The organism is Synechococcus sp. A15-60 (assembly GCF_014280095.1).
In the GTDB taxonomy this organism is placed as follows: Bacteria; Cyanobacteriota; Cyanobacteriia; order PCC-6307; family Cyanobiaceae; genus Synechococcus_C.
The window spans coordinates 1,453,405-1,471,289 of record NZ_CP047933.1 but is presented as its reverse complement, the minus strand read 5'-3'; the positions used below and the strand labels follow the sequence as shown (position 1 = coordinate 1,471,289).

The following is a 17,885-nucleotide window of genomic DNA, read 5'->3' as shown; positions in this document are numbered from 1 at the left end:
AACGCCGACAGATCTATCTTGCCGCTCACAAGAGGTTGGCGCAGAAACGGCTTACACCTGCACCGTCAAGTGGGATTAAGAATGTTTGAATCCTTTTGATTTTATTAATCGAACTTTTGCGCCTCAAGTTCTCATCTAACACACTATACTTTTTGTCATTGGCAGAGTCTTAAGGGGCTTTTTGATTGCCCATAAGTCTCTGATTCTCGCTACCGGTGATGGGACGATGCAACATTATCGATACGCTTGTGCTTGTGTTGGCGACAGTATCGTGGATAGTTTCATGTCAAAAATAGCGTGAATGTATCCCAATCCGTAGGTTCATTCGGTGATTGTTGGCATGCCCATACCCGCTTATGGCGCTCAGGAGACCAGCCGATTGCTTGTGGATGTCATTCACCCATCTGATGCAGTCGATTATCGACAATATTATTGGCTTGGTAAAGCAACCAACTGCTCCTCGAGAAGCATATTAAACGTAAGTAATTGCTCATCACTTAATTGTTGTCTCGATGTGGCCTGGAAATTTTGGTGAAGAAACTCTCTGGCTTGCTCTTGTTGCCAATTCAGCCGTTGAAGGATTTCATCACTTTGGTTCACAAGATCGGATCGCCGCAGCGGTACTGACGTCTGTTGTGGATCACTGCCTGCTGATAGCTCACGCAAGCGTTTGAGATAGGCGACTAAATCGTTGAATCGCGTCAGTCGATGCCGGCTGCCATGGCCAAAGGCTCGCTCCAGGTAGATCCGTTCCTTCTCCCTGTCCCAACCGATCCGTTGCAGTTCGAGGTCGATGGCGGTGAGTTCTTCGCTCCAGTCGTCTGGATCGGTTGGCGCTTCACTTGGCGGCATTTGGCTTGAAGATTCAACCGCTTGATTCCCCTGCGGCGTTGGCCTGGGCTGTTGCACACGTCGTTCAGGATCAGGCATTTGTTTGGGCATCTCTGAGGTCGTCGCTGAGCTGGTGTGCTGTGCGTCTCCTGCTGTTACAGAGGGCTGTCTCACGATCGGGGTCGTTCTGATCGCTTGTTGCCCATCAAGTTCACTCGCAGACTGGGCTGAGGGCTTTGTTGGCTTTGGACGTTCGCCGATCAACGCTGGTGTTCCAGCACAACGTTTTTGCAAACGCGCGATGGCTAAATCCTCGGCATCCATCACGGTGACACCTTCTGCCAGGGCGCTTCCTAAAGACCGATCTCCTTCAAATCCTTCGACCAGCACAACGCATCGGTCCTGGTCGAGATGGCAAAGCTTCGCTTGGGTCTGCATGCCGCTGTTGATGGTCCATCATTTCTAGGCTGCAGCAATGGATACAGCTGCTCTCCCTTCTCTCACCGCCTGGATGGACGGTGTCGATCAGCTGAGTGAGCTGCTTCCGCTGCTGCCTGTGCTGGTCAGTCTGGAGCTTCTTCTCTCTGCAGACAATGCCATCGCTTTAGCGGCGATCGCGCGTGGTCAGCAGGATCCAAGCTTGGAGAGACGTGCCCTCAATCTCGGCATTGGAATGGCCTTTGTCTTGCGGGTGGCATTGATCCTCTTGGCCCAATTGGTTCTTGCCTTTCCTCCCATTCAGCTCGCGGGAGGCCTCTATCTGCTGTGGCTCAGTGTTCGTTATTTCCAGAACCATTCAGCCCCGCCCACTGGTGCTGAACAAGTCAACACGACGCCACGTGTGAGTTTTGGTCGGACTGTGCTGACCTTGGCCATCACGGATCTGGCCTTTTCCATTGACAGTGTTGCGGCTGCAGTCGCCATCAGTGATCAGATCTTGTTGGTCGTGACCGGGGCCCTGATTGGAGTGGTCGCGTTGAGGTTCACTTCGGGCATGTTCATCCGGTGGTTGCAGATCTATCCGCGTCTTGAAACAGCAGGCTTTCTTGCCGTCGGTTTCGTGGGGCTGAAGCTTCTGGTGTTGCTCGCTCTGCCAACCCTGCATCCATCGGAGTTGCTTACTTTTCTGTCTGTCATGTCCCTGTTGATTTGGGGTTTTTCACGTCGAGATTCCTTGCCGGCAGAGGAGGTTTGAACGATGTTGGTGGAAATTCGGCAATCCGGAAGCGAGCTCGTTTTGGATCGTGTCGAGCTGGATGAGCCGCCCCATCCTGGCCGTTGGTTTCTCCATGGTGAGACCAGCTATTTCGTGATGCAGCGGCGGCATCGTTACCGGCTGCACTCGGGGTCTTACCAATTGAGTTCGGTGATCCTGATGGTGAAAGCTCAGGTTCGGCCCGAAGATGCCCGGTGGTTTCGTCATGGTTGGGTGATCGGCGATCCCAGTTGCCGCTTCAATGCACGTAGCCCACTGATTCGCTGTGCTGTTCTCCCGGATGGTCCGTGCGAACGTTGCACGCATTGGACTTCTGTGCATCCATGAAGCGCGAGCGCTGCTGGGTTTGGTTCCGTGGAGGCTTGAACGAAACCTCGCATTGGGTGGGTGGGTTTTACGCCACCACGGATGATCAAGAAGGCGTGTTGATCCAACACGGCAGTTATCGCGACACAAGGGTTCCTGAATGGCGAATCACCCAGAAAGAGCCTGTCGACCTTCACGCAGCTCCAGCCATTCCTGACGATGCGGTTTGGCAAATCAACTAGATGCCGTCGACGCCAACCACGACTGTTCAAGCGCGGGCGAAGGCTGTGTTGCTTGAGTTTCTCAAGTTCAGGGTGCTCGCAGCTGAAGAGGATTTTTTTGCCAACAACGATCGTCAACAGCGTCGTGAGTGGCTGTCTGTGATGCATCCACAGTCTCTGGTTCTCACCGATGAGCAGCTTGACCACGTCTGGCATCAGGCTCACGCTCTCTATGGCTCTCATTAACCGCGTCGGGGCCGACTCCTAGGGTGAACGATTCCGGAGCACGACGATTAGCCAAGCCCCTATCGCCACATCCGCTCAGGCCTGTTTCGATGACCTTGGGTTGGGTGAGCCCCTGCTCAAAGCTTTACGCGAGAAGGGTTACAGCCACCCCTCACCGATTCAGGAGCAGGCAATCCCTGCCGTGATCAAAGGTCGCGATGTGATGGCGGCAGCACAGACGGGCACTGGCAAGACAGCTGGCTTCACGCTCCCTTTGTTGGAACGGTTGCGGCATGGGCGACGCGCCTCGCGTCGGCAAGTGAGAGTGTTGGTGCTGACGCCAACGCGTGAACTGGCTGCGCAAGTGCTTGAAAATGTGCGTGCCTATGGCCGTCACTTGCCATTGCGCAGCGATGTGGTGTTCGGTGGAGTGAAGATCAATCCACAAATTGCCCGTCTTCGAGATGGGGTTGATGTACTTGTGGCCACTCCTGGCCGGTTGCTTGATCTTCATCAACAAGGGATGGTGATATTTGACCGGCTTGAATCGCTTGTTTTGGATGAAGCCGATCGCATGCTCGACATGGGCTTTATCCACGATATCCGCCAGTTGATTCGCTTCCTACCTGAGCATCGTCAAACTCTCTTATTTTCAGCGACATTCAGTGCACCCATTCGCAAGCTTGCAACTGGCTTGCTTCACAAGCCTGTGCAAATTCAAGTCGCTCCTGAAAATCAGACAGCCCGTTCAGTTGATCAGGTTGTGCACCCATGCGATATGAAGCGGAAGCCTGATCTCCTTAGTCACCTGATTCGTTCCGGTGATTGGCAACAGGTGCTTGTCTTTTCTCGTACGAAGCATGGAGCGAATCGAGTCGCCGATCGATTGAATAAAGAGGGATTGGCAGCTGCTGCGATTCATGGCAACAAAAGTCAAGGCGCGCGTACCCGAGCATTGCAGGGTTTCAAGCAAGGGGATGTGCGCGTTCTCGTTGCGACGGATATTGCCGCTCGAGGCATCGATATTCAGCAGCTGCCCCATGTCGTGAATCTTGACCTCCCCAATGTCGCTGAGGATTATGTGCATCGCATTGGACGCACAGGTCGGGCTGGTGAGACAGGCCATGCTATTTCGCTGGTGGCAGCTGAAGAAGCCCTGTTGCTCAAGGCGATTGAGCGTTTGACCGGTGAAGTCCTACGCAAGGAACCAGTCAAAGGATTTGAACCCACGGTCCTCTCTGCGCCTCCATTGGATCTCAGTGGTGGACGCCGTAATCACGGCAACACTCCAAGACGCCGCGCAGGACTGAGTGCCAATCGACGCTCTTCGCCCTCCTCATCTCGACAACGACGTCGCTGATTTCAGCCCATCTGGTCGCCAGGTCTGGCGTTCAGTTGTTGCCCAAGGGCTAGACCAACGCTCCTGTTTTTCCCTTCCAATTGCGCTTCGCGGATCAACAGAGGACAACCTGAGCTGCTGACGACAACACCAGCCGCGCTCACATCCAGAACTTCGCCGGGTTTGTGTTGACCTGTTGTCCACCGGCTAATCAATGCTTGGGCATCGTCGGTGAGTTGTGATTTCAGGCGTGCAATCAATGGTTCTGTGGCCATTAGTTTCAGACGCTTTCCTTGCCATTGCGTGACTGCTCCTGGATACAAACCCATCACTTTTCGATGGATAGAGAGTGCTGAATCCGACCAATCCACAGCAAAGTCTTCTTTCTTGAGCATGCGCGCGTAGCTTGCATGGTCATCGGTTTGTGGGCGGACGTTGAGCTTTGCAAAGCGTTCTGATTCACAGCCCAAGCCAGCCGATTCAATTAATGGCATGGCTTCCACAATCAACGATGCCGTGAGATCGCTCAGCCGATTGGCTACAACCTGGGCATTGTCAAGCAGGCCGATTTCAACAGCACGCTCAAGCAGTACAGGTCCTGTGTCCAAGCCTTCCTCCATGGCCATCACACCAACACCGGTGCGTTCATCGCCTTCAAGCAGCGCCCACTGGATGGGTCCAGCGCCTCGCCATCGTGGTAGCAGTGAGCCATGGCCGTTCCAGCATCCCCTCGGGGGTTGTTCAAGAACACTCTTTGGGAGGATCTGACCAAACGCCACAACCACAGACAGATCTGCACCCAGTTCAGCCAGATCCCGCTGACACGGCAGGTCTTTTCGGATCCGTTCGGGCGTGAACACTGGAACTCCCAGTTCGATCGCCTTGAGCTTCACCGGTGAAGGGATGAGTTGCTGTCCGCGCCCTCGACGCCGATCGGGTTGGGTGACAACGCCGACAATCTCATGACCAGCTGAGCAAAGAGCATCAAGTGTGGGCACTGCGTAGGTGGGAGTGCCCCAGAAGAGGATCTTCATCGCAGCGTTGCAACCGGAAGCTCTTGGTCAGGCGTCACCCGTGATGGCAAGACCATCCACCCAGATGTGAGGACAGACTCCTTCATGTGTGACGACGGGCGTGTGCTCGATCTGAACAATCGACTTGAGAACATCGCGAATATCACCCGCGATTGTGGCTGCCTCGATGGAGGTGCGTTCTCCATTGTTGACAAGCCAGCCGTCGAATGGAAGTGAAAACGCCCCTTGGCTTGCTTTCACGCCTGCGTGCAGTGCATTGAGGCTTTCAACCAGCACGAATGCGTCTGATGTTGTGGTGTGATCGAGATGTTCTGCGTCTGTCGTCGAACCGGGTGTGCGCGCGATTTCAAACCAATCGGGACCCACAGAGACCTTGGCTCCCATGCCAGCATGACCGGTTGGATTCACTCCAAAACGGCGGGCCGTAGCTTCGGAGTGAAGGAAGTTTTTCAGCTCACCATTTCCGATCAACGGCAAGGATTGCGTGGGTGTTCCTTCTCCGTCGAACGGCATCGCCCCGATGTGTGCTGGATGCAATCCGTTGTCTGTGAGATTGAAGAACGGAACGGCGAGTTGATCACCGATGGAGTCTGCTTTGCTGAGACTGACACCATCCAGAACGGCTCGAGCATTGAACATGCTGCTGAACGAACCGACTAGATCGAGAAACGCCTCTGGAGTGAAACAAACGAGATAACGACCTGTGTCGATTGGTTGGTAATTCAGATGGCTGATTGTGCGCTCTGCAGCTTCATCAATGCAACCACTCAGATCGAGCTCACGGCTTCCCAATGCAACCCGAACAGCACCACCGCTCCTCGGTTTCCGACCACTTTCTTCGGCACGAGCCATCAAATAAACAGTGGCTTGAGTGCGTTGTGCTTGTCGGACTGCTCCTTCGCTGTTGAGATAGATCCGCTCACTGCTTCCCTCATTGAGCGCGTTGTAGGGAAGCGTGTTGATGGCCGGATGGCGTCCAAGCAAATCTTTTTCTGCATCAAGCAGTTGTTCGAGCAAGATCTGAATGCCTTGAGACTCCTTCATGGGCCGATCCAGCTCGGGCGTTGCCTCCTTGGCCAGAGGGGAGAACCCTGGAACATCATCGGGATTGCCGAAAGCACTGGCTTCATGCGCTCCCATCAGTGCTTTCTCGAGTCCTGACTCCGATAAATCGGACGTGCTGGTGATTCCAACCAGTCCTTGCTGATTCCACACACGAACCGTGATGGAGCTCCGTTGTGATGCCTTGAGCTGCTTCGGTTCCCCGCGGTCGACCTGGACTGAAGCGCTGTTGCTGCGGCTGGCACCGAGATCCCACTGAGAGATCCCTTCGCGTTGCGCTAATGCGGTGAGCTGATCCTGTAGAGCTTGAACGTTGAGCGGAGCGTTGGACATGATCAACGGCCTCCCACAGTGATGGAATCAACTTTCACATGTGGTTGACCGACGGTCACGAAGACGCTGCCACTGACAGATCCGCAGTAACCGGCAGCGAGATCAAGATCATCAGCACACATCGAGATCTTCGGCATCACTTCTTTGGCATCACCGATCAAGGTTGCACCTTTAACCGGTTGTCCAAGTTTTCCGTCGTTAATCAAATAACCCTCTTCAACAGAAAAATTGAATTGGCCAGTTGCGCCGACGCTACCGGCACCCATGGATTTGCAATACAGGCCCGTTTCCACTGAACTGATCAGATCATCAACACTGTGGGGACCTGCCGCGATGTAGGTGTTCCGCATTCTGCTGGCAGCAGCGAAACCGTGGTTTTGGCGCCGACCGCTGCCAGTGCGCGCATGGCCTGTTCGCATTTCACCCGCGCGATCACTGATAAATCTTTTCAACACACCGTTTTCAATGAGAACAGTGCGCTGAGGTTCCATGCCCTCGTCATCCATGGAGAGGGATCCGAAGGCTCCTTCGCTCAGGCCTTCGTCGATCGCTGTCACTGCAGGATGAGCGATGCACTCACCGATGCTTTCAGCAAAGGGTGTTGATCCACGCTCCACCTGAGTGGTTTCCAGGAGGTGTCCACAGGCCTCATGAAAAATCACACCGCCAAAGCGGTTCGCGAGGACAACCGGCATCTGGCCTCCATCGACGTAATCGGCCCGGAGCATGGTGGCTGCGCTTTCACAGACTTCATCGGCGGAAGCGTTGATGTCCCAATGGCGCAAATCATGGGGACGATCAGAAGTGCCGTAACGACGGGAGATGCTCGAACGATGGTCTCCGTCAGCAGCGAGAACACTGAGTCCGGACGATTGATGGAGACGAATATCTCTGGCAAACGTTCCATCGCTTGCAGCCACCAAAACCTCCTGCCAATCACGTGAGAAGTTCCCGCGCCGAACCTCTAAATGTTGACCGCGTTGCTGCAAACTTTGGGTTCCTTCGAGCAGGCGCTGGGTAATGGTGTCGAGTTCAGGAGTTTGACTGAGCCAATCTTCTTTGCTCTGGCCGTAATCACGAAGTTGGCCAAGGCCATCGAACCCTCGTTCAGCAACAGGCGACGTGGTGTTCAGCTGAAGCATGGCTAAAGCCTGCTCCAATGCCTGGTGAAGACCTTGATCGCTGAGGTCGTTGGTGCTGACGAAGCCATCCTGGCCTCCACGAAACACACGAATTCCTGCACCCATCCCGAAAGCGGGACTAACACTCGTGATTTTGTCCTGTTCTGCCAGAACACCGAGATGATCAGTTCGTTCAAGAAAAATCTCGACTAGGTCAGCCCCTGAGCGGACACCAAAATTAAGCAACGTTTCGAGACGATTGCGCCAGGCGTTGTGGCCTGGGTTCAGGTCAGTGAACAAGGCCATGGAATTCCGATTGATGGTTTGCATCAGCGCACGCTGGGCTGATAGTTCTCACTGCGCACTGGTGACATCACAAATAGCGATGCCATCTGTGCGCCATTGGCAATCCAATGGGGAAGTTTGCGCAGGAACTTGAGTGGAGCTGGAGCTGAGCTCTCATCGACCGCTTCGAGCGCGGCATTGTTTGTTACTAGGTTCTCGAGGCCATCGTAAAAACGTGGATTCTTGACGTCGAGAACCACAGGGAACACTCGAGCTGACGTTTCGTTGGTTTTATCAATCACCATGCGGTCATACTCACGTGCATCGAGACCAAGAGCTTCATAAAACTCCTTCCGAGCCACATCACGAACGTACATGGTGGCAAAAACAGCCAACAAGAAAAAGCGACACCACAGTCTGGCACGAAGTCCGCGCACGGTATCGGGTTGAGATTTCATCAATGCGTCAAAGAAATCTCCATGTCGATTTTCATCTTGACACCAGTTTTCGAAGAAATTAAAGATTGGAAAAATCTTGCTGTCGGGATTCTTCTCGAGATGACGGAAAATAGCAATGTAACGCCAATAACCAATCTTTTCCGACAGGTAGGTTGCGTAGAAGATGAACTTCGGTTTGAAGAAGGTGTACTTCTTATTGGCAGTTAAGAAACCGAGATCGAGCTGAAGCCCAAAATCACTCATGGACTTATTCAGAAAGCCTGCGTGACGAGCTTCGTCACGGGCCATATGGGCAAAACACTCGGCCAGCAGAGGGTTGGTGTTTTTAATCCGGCGACTCAGCTCCTTGTAAAGCAAAAAGCCTGAAAATTCCGATGTGCAGCTTTGCTCAAGAAACTCAACAAACACACGGCGTGTGTCTGGGTCGAGCTTGTCAGCTGCGCCCTCAAATTCGTCGTTGCGAACGAAGTGGTGGCGGTTGTAGTCCTTGCGGAATTCCTCGCAGATGGCTTCCAGTTCCGCTTCGTTCGGACGGAGGTCCATCGCGGCCATCGCTTCGAAATCAGTTGTGTAGAAGCGGGGGGTGAGGATTGTGTCCTTGACCGGGTCCTTCACTGCGACGGCTGAGTCTGCGGGTTTCGCGTCAGTGACGGCAGTGGGAGGCACCATCGGATCTAGCGTGTCTTGCAGAACATCGTAAGTGCCTCGGTGGCTGCTTTGGGACTGCTGTAACGCAGCTGTTCAGTTGCCTCCAAACCACTTTTGTCCGTTCAGGCGCTGCAGCAATCTCGACTCAAGCAGTGCCAGGTTGATTCGTTTTTCGTCGATCAAGAAAGACTCCAGCAGACTGGGATCACTTCCGGTCTCAGCCAGGGCAATGGTTTTCCCCGAGGTAATGGAGTCGGTTTCAAAGCACAGCCAGAACCGGCGGTCGGACGGAAGCACGGCCTGGATCATCCAGCAATTTCCGCCGACAACGGGACGGTCTCCTTCGACCAGCTCCAGGGTGATCGGGGTTTGATTGCGCTCTGACAGTGATCGCTGCAAAGCAGGAAGAAGATCGTCGTTGATAAACGCCGAGAAGGGTTTGTCCTCTGGTTTGGGCTTCGGTGCTGGTTTTGCAGGTTTGGCTGCCTGATTGGCTTTGTCAGTCGCGGCAGGCTGGGCTGCTTGAGATGATTTGCTTGCCTTGGCAGATTTCTCGGGGGTTTCGCTCACCGGACGTCGATCGCTGGCCGGACTGTAGTCATCCTCGGGTGCTCCTCACCAACTTCACCATTCATCGGACAGAGGTCGATCCCAGTCATCGAGGTCCATGGTCTTGCTGACCGCTTGAGCGTTGGCGTCATTCGACGCTGCCTTCGAGTTAGCGGTGCTGTGATTGGGGCCGCTCGTTCCAGTGCGGATGACACGGAAAGGAACCGACAAAGTGGGTGCTGGTTCACGCACATCTCTTTCGGGCCAAAGAACTGTGGTTGGTTCCTCAAAGGGTTGGCGTTCCTCTCCCTGGGGGGCCGTTTCTGGCGCTGCTCCATAGGGACGGCGGACTTCACGCTGCAATGGACGTCGACTCGCACCAGAGACGGCCGTCAGTGCACCGCCTGAACCAAGTACGGCGCCCGTGGTCGCGGCAACGGTCATCCACACACCAATGGGCAAAGCAGGCAGCTCCCAGGTGAGGATCCGAAGATTGCCTGATTTACCCAGATTCAGTCCACCAACCAGCAGCGTGAGCAGCAGAGGGGACAGGCAGGGGATCAGCAGAAGACGTTGGAGAGGTGTCATCGGCGAGGACCCTGCCAACGTTGTTGATCCGTAAGGGATTCACCCAGTGAGTCGAACAACCGCATCACTAGGAAATCGAGCATGTCATCAATGCTGTTTGGTTGGGTGTACCAGGCAGGAATCGGTGGAGCAATCCTGGCACCGGCCTCTGCAAGGGTCGTGAGGTTGCGCAAGTGAAGCAAATTCCAGGGCATTTCCCTGGGTGCGATCACGAGCGGGCGACCTTCCTTGAGATGCACGTCAGCACAGCGTTCGAGAAGATCACCCGCCAGTCCAGCCGCCAGTCGGCCGACGGTTCCCATCGAGCACGGAACCACAACCATTCCACTGGTGGCCACACTGCCGCTGGCAACAACCGCCGACTGATCGTCCCATCGATGGCAGATCAGGGTTCCGGTGTCGATTTGAAATCGGTCTATCCAGAATTGCTCTTGAAGTTTGGGATCTACGGGAACGGCAATCGACCGCTCAGCACGCCACACCTCATGAGCACCACGGCTCATGATGACGTGCACCGTGCGGTCTCGGCGCATCAACCACTCAAGCGTTCGCTCAGCAAGCTGCTGAGCAGACGCACCGCTGATCCCGATCACATAAGGATTCATTCCTCGCTGACGGCCACAGGAAGTGCCTCAGCCTCTGCTGGGGTCTCAGAAGGAACCACCTCAAGGTCAATCTGATTCCTCAATACATCCACTTTGAGCACCTTCACATCCACGGGATCACCGAGTTGATACACACGCCGGCTGCGACGGCCCACCAGTCGGTTTTGTCTCGATCGGTATTCATACCAGTCGTCGTTCAGGGAGCTGACATGCACGAGTCCTTCCACCATGGATGGAGGTATCTCAACGAAAAAGCCATAGCTCTGAACTCCACTGATGATTCCGGCCTGCACCTGATCGATCATCGGTTCGGCGCTTCGGGCCTTGGCCATGGCAACCACGTCACGCTTGAGATCATGAACCTGGCGACGACGAGCGTTTAAGCGTTGCACGGTGCGCTCCCGCAACACTTCCAACAGTTTTTGTTCCTGAGACGGGGTGAACAAGGGCCAGTCAACCGTTGAAGCAGCGCCGCGATGCCCCAGTTGAGCTTTTTCCTTTTGACGAACGGTCGGTCTGTCTTTGCCTTCGTTCAGAAGTTGGCAGAGAACGTGCTGATTGATCAGATCAGCCTGATGCAGAGTTGGGCAACACCAAGGTGCCTGAGGTGTCAGCCGGTCTATCGCGTTGGTCACGGCGGTTGTTGCAACCAGCTCACCGCTGGTTCCAGGATCGTCTTCGGAGGCTTCCGGTTTGGTTGATAAGGAGCTGATATCCAGATCAGCCGAGCTCTCGACACTGGTTTCGCAAGCCAGTGAGTAAGAGCTCTCCGGAAGAGCCTGACGCAACTGCAGGCTGAGCACTCTGCTTGAGTCAAGCCCTGACAATGCAGTGGCAAGTTCGCATGCTGATGGTGCTCCGTCCTCATCCAACTCAAGGGGGACCTCGAGTGCGATGGCAGCCTTAGCGACATCATTCAGTGCCGACTCCTCGGGCTGAGCAGCGTCAAGAACAATCGCCGGAAGCCCCAGTGATCGACGATGGTCTTCCCAAACGCGGTGAGCCTGACGAATGAAGATCGACAGCAAGGAGTGAGCACAGGCTGGATTCAAAGGTGTGGTCCAACGCTGACCGTCACCGTCTGGTGAGATCGAATTCAGATCCGCGAGACGATTGATCTGTGGGGGCTGGAGATCAAGTTCGATCCTCCCTTCAACCCGCTCAGCCTGATGCAGTGTGCGGGCACAGAACACCACAGTTTCCAGTTGACCGATCTGGTCTTTGAACGATTTGAGTGCTGCTGGGATTGCACGTGACTTTGGTTTTCGGCCATCCAGTGCTTGCAGTGCTTTCCCACCCACTTCGGCGATCGGTTTGATCCTGCTCAAACAGAATTCCCAATCCCGCCAATCACCATCGCTTCCCAGATCAAGACGCAGTGAAACCGCATCCTGCTCTTCGCCCACGTTGAAGCTGCTGGCTTTGATCAATGGCGAACTCAGCAAGGGCAACCACTGATCACCGAGACAAACGGATTCCGACTGATTCATCAGCCATTGATCGAGGTTGTTGCCCGGCGTGAGACGTTCAGCGAGCGCAGGCGCGTGAATCCAAAGTCGGGTTCCACCGTTATGGGGAGTGACGTGAATGGCCGGCAGACACGGAGCATCATCAGCAGTCCAGCCACGCAACAACAGAGCGGGTTGCTCGATGAGATTGACCCGCTTTTTCGCTGATGGCGCTTTCAGGCTGGCCCTAGGTGGAGCGGGACGCTGGTGAAGGTTGGCCTTGGTGAGCATCAGCTCGCGATCGACCTCATGGCCTCCGTCGAGGGGCAGAGATCGCGCAACATGACCGCGTGCAGGGAACTGGGCAACCGGGTAGCGGTCGAGCACTACTTCAGCAACGGAAGGCCCCTTCTCGCTGTCGGCATGGGAGGCGTCATCTGATGACAACTCGATTGACGCAAGCAGGCGATCATCGAGAGGAACCGCGATCAAACGATCATCCTGTTGTTCCACAGAAGCCAAGAGGCTTGTCGTGGAGCGCTCGAGGATGCACTGAACACCACCCTCGGGCGAACGGCGTCGACCTCCTTCTCGCGTCAAACGCACGAGCACACGATCGCCGTTCCAGGCATGGTTTAACTGATGGTCGCGAATATAAATGTCATCACCACCGTCGTCGCGGATCGCAAAGCAAAACCCTTTGCTGCTGCAGCGCAGTCTCGCTTCGACGAGGTCATCGGAATCGCCGCGACTGACCCCTCCCTCATGATCAACGTTCAGAATTCCGAGGCGATCCAACCCATGGAGAGCCAAATCAAGGGTTTGTTTTTCTGAACGGTTGGTCAGGCGCAGAATCTTCTCGAGCTTGGCTTTGTCCAGACTTCCCTCAGCAGGAACCTGGTCGAGCAGATCGGCGACCGTGAATTTCATCGGAACGGAAATGAAAACCGGTCTTCAGGACCGGGAGGGGGGATCGTTCGAGCGCGTGCAGCGAAGGACCGCGCTGTCTCACGATCCAATCAGTTTACGGGCCGGTGGAAGTGAACCAGAGAGCCTCACTCTTCCGGTGATGCCAATGAGCCATTACCACTCAGCATCGGCCAGAGCAGCTTGATGCCAATGATCAAGAAACCGAGGGATGCTGCAAATTGCAGCCAATCAGCAGGCACCACCGTTGAGAGGGATCCCCCAGCTAAGGCACCAATCAGGCTCGCCAGAACAAGAGCACTCGACGAACCAATGAACACCGCCAGCGGACGGTCTGATGTGCCGCTGATGGCAACGGTTGCCAACTGTGTTTTGTCTCCGAGTTCCGCCAGAAACACCGTGACGAATGTGGAGATCAGCAGCGCAAAATTCATTGGGGAATGGTGGAGGACGAGAGTGGTGATTCGGGTGCCATCAGGCTGCTGATGCCTTGAGGAGTGACTGCAACGCTTGCGAACCAAGCCACAGTCCCAATCCCACCATCAGTAGACCTGCCATCTGTTCCAGCCGTTCCGGTGGAATCACCTTGGACAGCCAGCGTCCAACCAGAACGCCAACCAGGCTGGAACAAATCAAGGCGAGAGCTGCCCCTCCAAACACCAGCCAGGGCTCACCGGATTGTGCTGACAGCAACAGAGTTGCTAGCTGTGTTTTGTCACCGAGTTCTGCGAGAAAGACCGTGGTGAACGTCGTCACCAGAATCGCTGAAAAGCCTGGACGTTGAGAATTACCGGCTTCAGTCATCGCACGGTTCGCGGAGATCGGATCTGGCGTTCGAACTTACGCAGTTCCCGGCTGCGGCCGCCGTGCACTGAGCGAATTTGCTGTCGGCAGCAGCTGATCGCAAATGCATCAGCATGCGCATCGTCGATACCAAACAAGCTGCAAAGGCTATCGACGCGACAGAAATCAGGTCGCTTCTCATAGATCCGACAACGCCGGGATCCTGTATCGAAATGAAGGCACCATCCATCGGGGCCAACCATGCTCAGATACAACTCCCGCTGCTCGGGACTTAAGGCTGCAAGAGCCTCAGGCCGCTCTTCTGGGGCCAGACGGCAACACGCTCCGCAATGGTTCATGCACGACCAAGTGGAAGTTGGTCGTGTCATGACACAGCCTCGATCTTCAGCAAAACGGGTGTTGGCTGTGACAAGCCATCACAGTGGACGGCACGGATCCAGCCACCTGGGCTTGAAGACCCGTAGCCTTGACCAGGCATCATGCCGCTCATCCGCTTTCCATCCATGGGTCTTGATTTCCACCTGATCGCCAACTTCGCGGCGCTGGCCCTGATCACACTTGCCGGTCCGGCAGTGATCTTCATTCTGTTCTACAAGCGCGGCGCGCTCTGAAGCTTGCTAAGACCGTGATACACCGGATCCCTGCACACCAGGCGTCCGGTGTAAGCGGCCAGCACAGCGGCCAAGACCACACCTGCAAACAGCTGTTGGTCTCCGGCAAGCCTCCAGGAAAAAATGATCGAGACCAAAGGAAGTTGTGTGGCTCCCGACAGTCCTGCAGCCAGACCCAGGCCGATGCCGAGCTGAGTGCTCACACCGACTACGGCGCAGATTGTGTACCCAAGAACGGCTCCGAATGTCAGTGATGGATCGATCAGTCCTCCTGGCACGCCTGGGCTGAGAGCCAGCATCGGTCCAACCACCCGAACAACGGTGATCCAAAGGGATGTCACGCCGCTGACCAGCTTTTGATCATCGGAAAAGGCATTCGGCATGCCTTGATCGATCAATTGACGCACCAGCGCCTCACCGTCGGATGTCGAGGTGCCCCAGCTCAGGAGGGCCAAAAGACTCAATCCGGCTCCAAGGCAGAGCCCTGTTTGAAGAGGGCGTTGACGGACCAGCGGTGCAAGACGCCTTGTCAGCAACACCAGGCCTTTGTTGAACAAACCGCCGATCAGGCCACACACAATCCCGATCGGGATGGCCATCAGCAGTTGTTCCGCTTCAGGTGCAGCGATGTTGAGCACTCCTAGGCCAAACATGGGTTCACCACCAATGTTGGAAAAACCAGCGGCTGCCACGCTGATTACCAAGGCTGGCCAGATCGTGACGATGGCGTAATCAGCCGTCAGTTCCTCCAGCATGAAAACGGCTCCCAGCAGCGGTGTATTGAATCCACCGGCGAGTCCTGCTCCTCCGCCGATTGCCACCATTTGACGCTCGCTGAGTGATGGCAACCAGGCGCCGAATCGACGATGGCAGGCTCGAGCCACGGCAGCTCCGAACTGAACAACGGGGCCCTCGCGTCCCAGTGGGAACATCGCCACCGTGGCGATTGACCACAGCACACCACGTTGAACGGTTCCAGCCGCAGCCATCGCTTTCGGAAGACGAGCAGGATCTTCAAGGGAATTCATGGTGGATGGAATGCCCGATCCTGCGCCTGCTTGCCAGGGTCCTCGCTGCAGAAGCAGCAAAACCGGCATCACCAGCAAAGGCATCAGCGCAATGAGAAGCCCTTGCCATCCCCAGCCGATCGTCGCTGTGGTCGGTAAGAAGGCGTAGAGCTTTTCTTGAACACGATCAACCAAATTCAGAGGCAGGCAGGCCAGGCCGATCAGAACGCCAACAATCACCAGCCCGAAGAAATGCCTGACAACGCCTTGGAGACGTCCCTGATAAGGAAGCGTTCCTGGAATCAGAACGGATTCATGGCGTGTGTCCGGACTCATGGGCGCAAGCCGAGGCCCACGCAGGCCTCCTTCAACAGACCCGCAACGTAAGGGTGTTCTGCACGGCTGTCGTCGCTGTCCAGCACACCCTCCTTACTGACCCGGCAGACCAGAACTTGTCCGCTTGGATTGACAAGCTTGAGGCCATCGGGCTCAAAGCGTTCAACCCGGTATCGGCCCTGGGGGCGATGCAACTCCATCACGTTGTGATGAGCACGCAAGGATTTGACTTCCAACTGGAATCGGGTCTCGCCACGCCAATGGTTCTGCGTGAGATGGAAGGCCACATCTACTGTTTGTGGAAGAACGGCATGATCAGGCCAGCGCCAGATGATGGCCTGTCGTTCGACATTGTTTTGTTCAAGGGTCAAACGCAGGTGACCGCCGCGTAGGGCTTGCTGGTCAGCAACGCGGCAACCTCTTGCCCAGAACAACGGTTTGGGGTGACCAGCACCAAATGGCTCCAGTTGTTGGAGATCCTTCCAAAACGCGTGGTTGATCTGCTGAAGTTCCAGCAGGGCCTCAGGCTCCACAAGCAGTGCGTCACCGCGATGCCTGAGCCAATCCTCCGCCAGACCATTGAGCGCCTCGTGTAGGGCGCTGACAGCACTGATTCGCACCGTGAATCCCCCTGCAGCCGGGTGGCCTCCATGGCGTTCCAGCAGTGCGGTGCAGTGTTGAAGCGCTTGATCAACCGCAAAGCCCTCCGGCGCTCGGACCGAGGCCCGCATCAGTCCATCGGAATCGCTGGCCAGGAGAGCCGCCGGGCGTTGGTAGCGCTCCACCAAGCGAGCCGCAACGATGCCGATGACTCCGTGGTGCCAATGACTCTGAGCCAAGAGTAAAAATGCCGGTAAGGGGGATGGATCACTGTCCAGCAGGGCAATCGCCTCCGCTTCGATGGCGTCACACAGCTCCCGGCGCTGTCGATTCAAAACATCGCAGCGACGCCCCAGTTCAAAGGCATGATCGGGATCATCCGCCGTCAGCAGATCAACGACAAGCGATGGTTCGCCGATGCGTCCAACCGCATTGATCCTGGGCGCTAGTTGAAAGCCAATGTCATCTGCTCGGAGTGGCCGATCGCCAAGACCGGCGAGCTGCTGAAGCGCTTGAACGCCGGCACAGCGACTGCGGTGAAGGTGTTTCAGTCCATCTTTGAGGAGGACGCGATTGGCGCCTGTGAGCGGAGCCATGTCCGCAACGGTTCCAATGCAAAACAGATCACGTGCCGTTCTGATCGCCTCAGGCTTATTCATTGCGGCGGCGAGTTCTCGAGCCAGCACATAGGCCAGTCCCACCCCTGCAAGGCCTGCGTACGGAGATCCTTCGGGCGTTGTGGCTGGATGAATCAGCGCCAGGGCTTTGGGTCGCGATGCGGGCAATGTGTGGTGATCGGTCAGGATCACGGCAATGTTGAGTTCTTCGGCTCTGGCGAGCGCCTCATGAGCTGCCACACCGTTGTCGACAGTGACGAGCAGACGCACCCCCGCTGAGTGCAACGCATCCACCATCCCAGGATTCAGCCCGTAACCATCGGCCATGCGACTGGGAATGGCGGCTTGGGGAGCGGCGCCCATCGCCGCGAAGGCCCGCATTAGCAGCGCGGTGCTGGTCATGCCATCGGCGTCGTAATCGCCGCAGATCGCGATCGCCTCATGGTCATGACAAGCCGTTGTCAGACGCTCAATCGCTGCTTGCAACTCTGGAAAGTGCTCATGAGCAGCCGGAAGCGGCTGGTCACTCAGCAACGCATTTAGGTCCGCGCTGGTTTGGAGTCCTCTTCGGAACAGAACAGCTTTGAGTGCTGGTGGTAGGTCCACCGGATGCAGAGGGTCTCCCTCGATCGGCTCGGGAAGTTGCCATTGCTGTTCCCTCTGGCCAGCCAATCTGATTGCGCACGATCGTTGGCTGCATTGTGGTGCCTCAAC

20 protein-coding genes are annotated in these 17,885 nt (G+C 55.8%); 6 read left to right on the top strand and 14 right to left on the bottom strand.

Annotation, left to right across the window (positions count from 1 at the left end):
• Positions 1-429: 429 nt before the first annotated feature.
• The gene (locus SynA1560_RS08085; protein WP_186500066.1) at positions 430-1,269 is read right to left on the bottom strand and encodes a hypothetical protein; all 840 of its coding nucleotides are present in this window, start codon (positions 1,267-1,269) and stop codon (positions 430-432) included.
• A gap of 37 nt (positions 1,270-1,306) precedes the next feature.
• Between SynA1560_RS08085 and SynA1560_RS08080 the strand changes: the two genes are divergently transcribed.
• From SynA1560_RS08080 to SynA1560_RS08060, 5 genes are all read left to right on the top strand, one after another.
• Entirely contained in the window at positions 1,307-2,026 is a 720-nt protein-coding gene (locus tag SynA1560_RS08080; RefSeq protein ID WP_186468834.1) for a DUF475 domain-containing protein, read from the top strand.
• 3 nt (positions 2,027-2,029) lie between these two features.
• Positions 2,030-2,374, top strand: coding sequence for a DUF6464 family protein (locus SynA1560_RS08075; protein WP_186500065.1), 345 nt, complete (start codon positions 2,030-2,032; stop codon positions 2,372-2,374).
• The gene (locus SynA1560_RS08070; protein WP_186468832.1) at positions 2,371-2,595 is read left to right on the top strand and encodes a hypothetical protein; all 225 of its coding nucleotides are present in this window, start codon (positions 2,371-2,373) and stop codon (positions 2,593-2,595) included. Before SynA1560_RS08075 ends, SynA1560_RS08070 begins: the two co-directional genes overlap by 4 nt.
• The gene (locus SynA1560_RS08065) at positions 2,596-2,820 is read left to right on the top strand and encodes a hypothetical protein (RefSeq protein ID WP_186468831.1); all 225 of its coding nucleotides are present in this window, start codon (positions 2,596-2,598) and stop codon (positions 2,818-2,820) included.
• A 100-nt stretch (positions 2,821-2,920) separates the two neighbouring features.
• The gene (locus tag SynA1560_RS08060) at positions 2,921-4,159 is read left to right on the top strand and encodes a DEAD/DEAH box helicase (RefSeq protein ID WP_186500063.1); all 1,239 of its coding nucleotides are present in this window, start codon (positions 2,921-2,923) and stop codon (positions 4,157-4,159) included.
• A gap of 2 nt (positions 4,160-4,161) precedes the next feature.
• Here the strand turns inward: SynA1560_RS08060 and fmt are convergent, their stop codons facing one another.
• The 11 genes from fmt to SynA1560_RS08005 form a co-directional block, all read right to left on the bottom strand.
• Positions 4,162-5,172, bottom strand: a complete 1,011-nt coding sequence (gene fmt / locus SynA1560_RS08055; protein WP_186500055.1) for a methionyl-tRNA formyltransferase — start codon at positions 5,170-5,172, stop codon at positions 4,162-4,164.
• Between the two features lie 27 nt (positions 5,173-5,199).
• Entirely contained in the window at positions 5,200-6,567 is a 1,368-nt protein-coding gene (locus SynA1560_RS08050; RefSeq protein WP_186500053.1) for a TldD/PmbA family protein, read from the bottom strand.
• Between the two features lie 2 nt (positions 6,568-6,569).
• Positions 6,570-7,994, bottom strand: a complete 1,425-nt coding sequence (locus tag SynA1560_RS08045) for a TldD/PmbA family protein (protein WP_255476883.1) — start codon at positions 7,992-7,994, stop codon at positions 6,570-6,572.
• Between the two features lie 23 nt (positions 7,995-8,017).
• Positions 8,018-9,100 carry a magnesium-protoporphyrin IX monomethyl ester (oxidative) cyclase gene (gene acsF, locus SynA1560_RS08040; protein WP_186468826.1) on the bottom strand — a complete coding sequence of 361 codons (1,083 nt, stop codon included), beginning with the start codon at positions 9,098-9,100 and terminating at the stop codon, positions 8,018-8,020.
• Positions 9,101-9,172: 72 nt separating this feature from the next.
• Positions 9,173-9,649: a DUF2996 domain-containing protein gene (locus tag SynA1560_RS08035; RefSeq protein ID WP_186468825.1), complete on the bottom strand. Its 477-nt coding sequence runs from the start codon at positions 9,647-9,649 to the stop codon at positions 9,173-9,175.
• Positions 9,650-9,703: 54 nt separating this feature from the next.
• Positions 9,704-10,234 carry a hypothetical protein gene (locus tag SynA1560_RS08030; RefSeq protein WP_255476882.1) on the bottom strand — a complete coding sequence of 177 codons (531 nt, stop codon included), beginning with the start codon at positions 10,232-10,234 and terminating at the stop codon, positions 9,704-9,706.
• Positions 10,213-10,821, bottom strand: a complete 609-nt coding sequence (locus SynA1560_RS08025) for a flavin prenyltransferase UbiX (protein ID WP_186468823.1) — start codon at positions 10,819-10,821, stop codon at positions 10,213-10,215. The genes SynA1560_RS08030 and SynA1560_RS08025 overlap by 22 nt, the downstream gene beginning before the upstream one ends.
• Entirely contained in the window at positions 10,818-13,199 is a 2,382-nt protein-coding gene (locus SynA1560_RS08020) for an RNB domain-containing ribonuclease (protein WP_186500049.1), read from the bottom strand. Before SynA1560_RS08020 ends, SynA1560_RS08025 begins: the two co-directional genes overlap by 4 nt.
• 125 nt (positions 13,200-13,324) lie before the next feature.
• A complete protein-coding gene (locus tag SynA1560_RS08015) occupies positions 13,325-13,630 on the bottom strand; it encodes a TMEM165/GDT1 family protein (protein ID WP_186468821.1) in 306 nt (101 codons plus the stop codon).
• A gap of 40 nt (positions 13,631-13,670) precedes the next feature.
• Entirely contained in the window at positions 13,671-14,000 is a 330-nt protein-coding gene (locus SynA1560_RS08010; RefSeq protein ID WP_186468820.1) for a TMEM165/GDT1 family protein, read from the bottom strand.
• The gene (locus tag SynA1560_RS08005) at positions 13,997-14,368 is read right to left on the bottom strand and encodes a YkgJ family cysteine cluster protein (protein ID WP_186468819.1); all 372 of its coding nucleotides are present in this window, start codon (positions 14,366-14,368) and stop codon (positions 13,997-13,999) included. The genes SynA1560_RS08010 and SynA1560_RS08005 overlap by 4 nt, the downstream gene beginning before the upstream one ends.
• Before the next feature lie 111 nt (positions 14,369-14,479).
• On the opposite strand from SynA1560_RS08005, the gene psb30 reads away from it, so the two are divergent.
• Complete coding sequence (psb30, locus tag SynA1560_RS08000) at positions 14,480-14,611, top strand: photosystem II reaction center protein Ycf12/Psb30 (RefSeq protein ID WP_255443041.1); 132 nt, start codon at positions 14,480-14,482, stop codon at positions 14,609-14,611.
• Here psb30 and SynA1560_RS07995 read toward each other — a convergent pair.
• Positions 14,590-15,954: a chloride channel protein gene (locus SynA1560_RS07995; protein ID WP_186468818.1), complete on the bottom strand. Its 1,365-nt coding sequence runs from the start codon at positions 15,952-15,954 to the stop codon at positions 14,590-14,592. The genes psb30 and SynA1560_RS07995 overlap by 22 nt on opposite strands.
• Positions 15,951-17,843, bottom strand: a complete 1,893-nt coding sequence (gene recJ / locus SynA1560_RS07990) for a single-stranded-DNA-specific exonuclease RecJ (protein WP_186500048.1) — start codon at positions 17,841-17,843, stop codon at positions 15,951-15,953. Before recJ ends, SynA1560_RS07995 begins: the two co-directional genes overlap by 4 nt.
• Between the last annotated feature and the right edge of the window lie 42 nt (positions 17,844-17,885).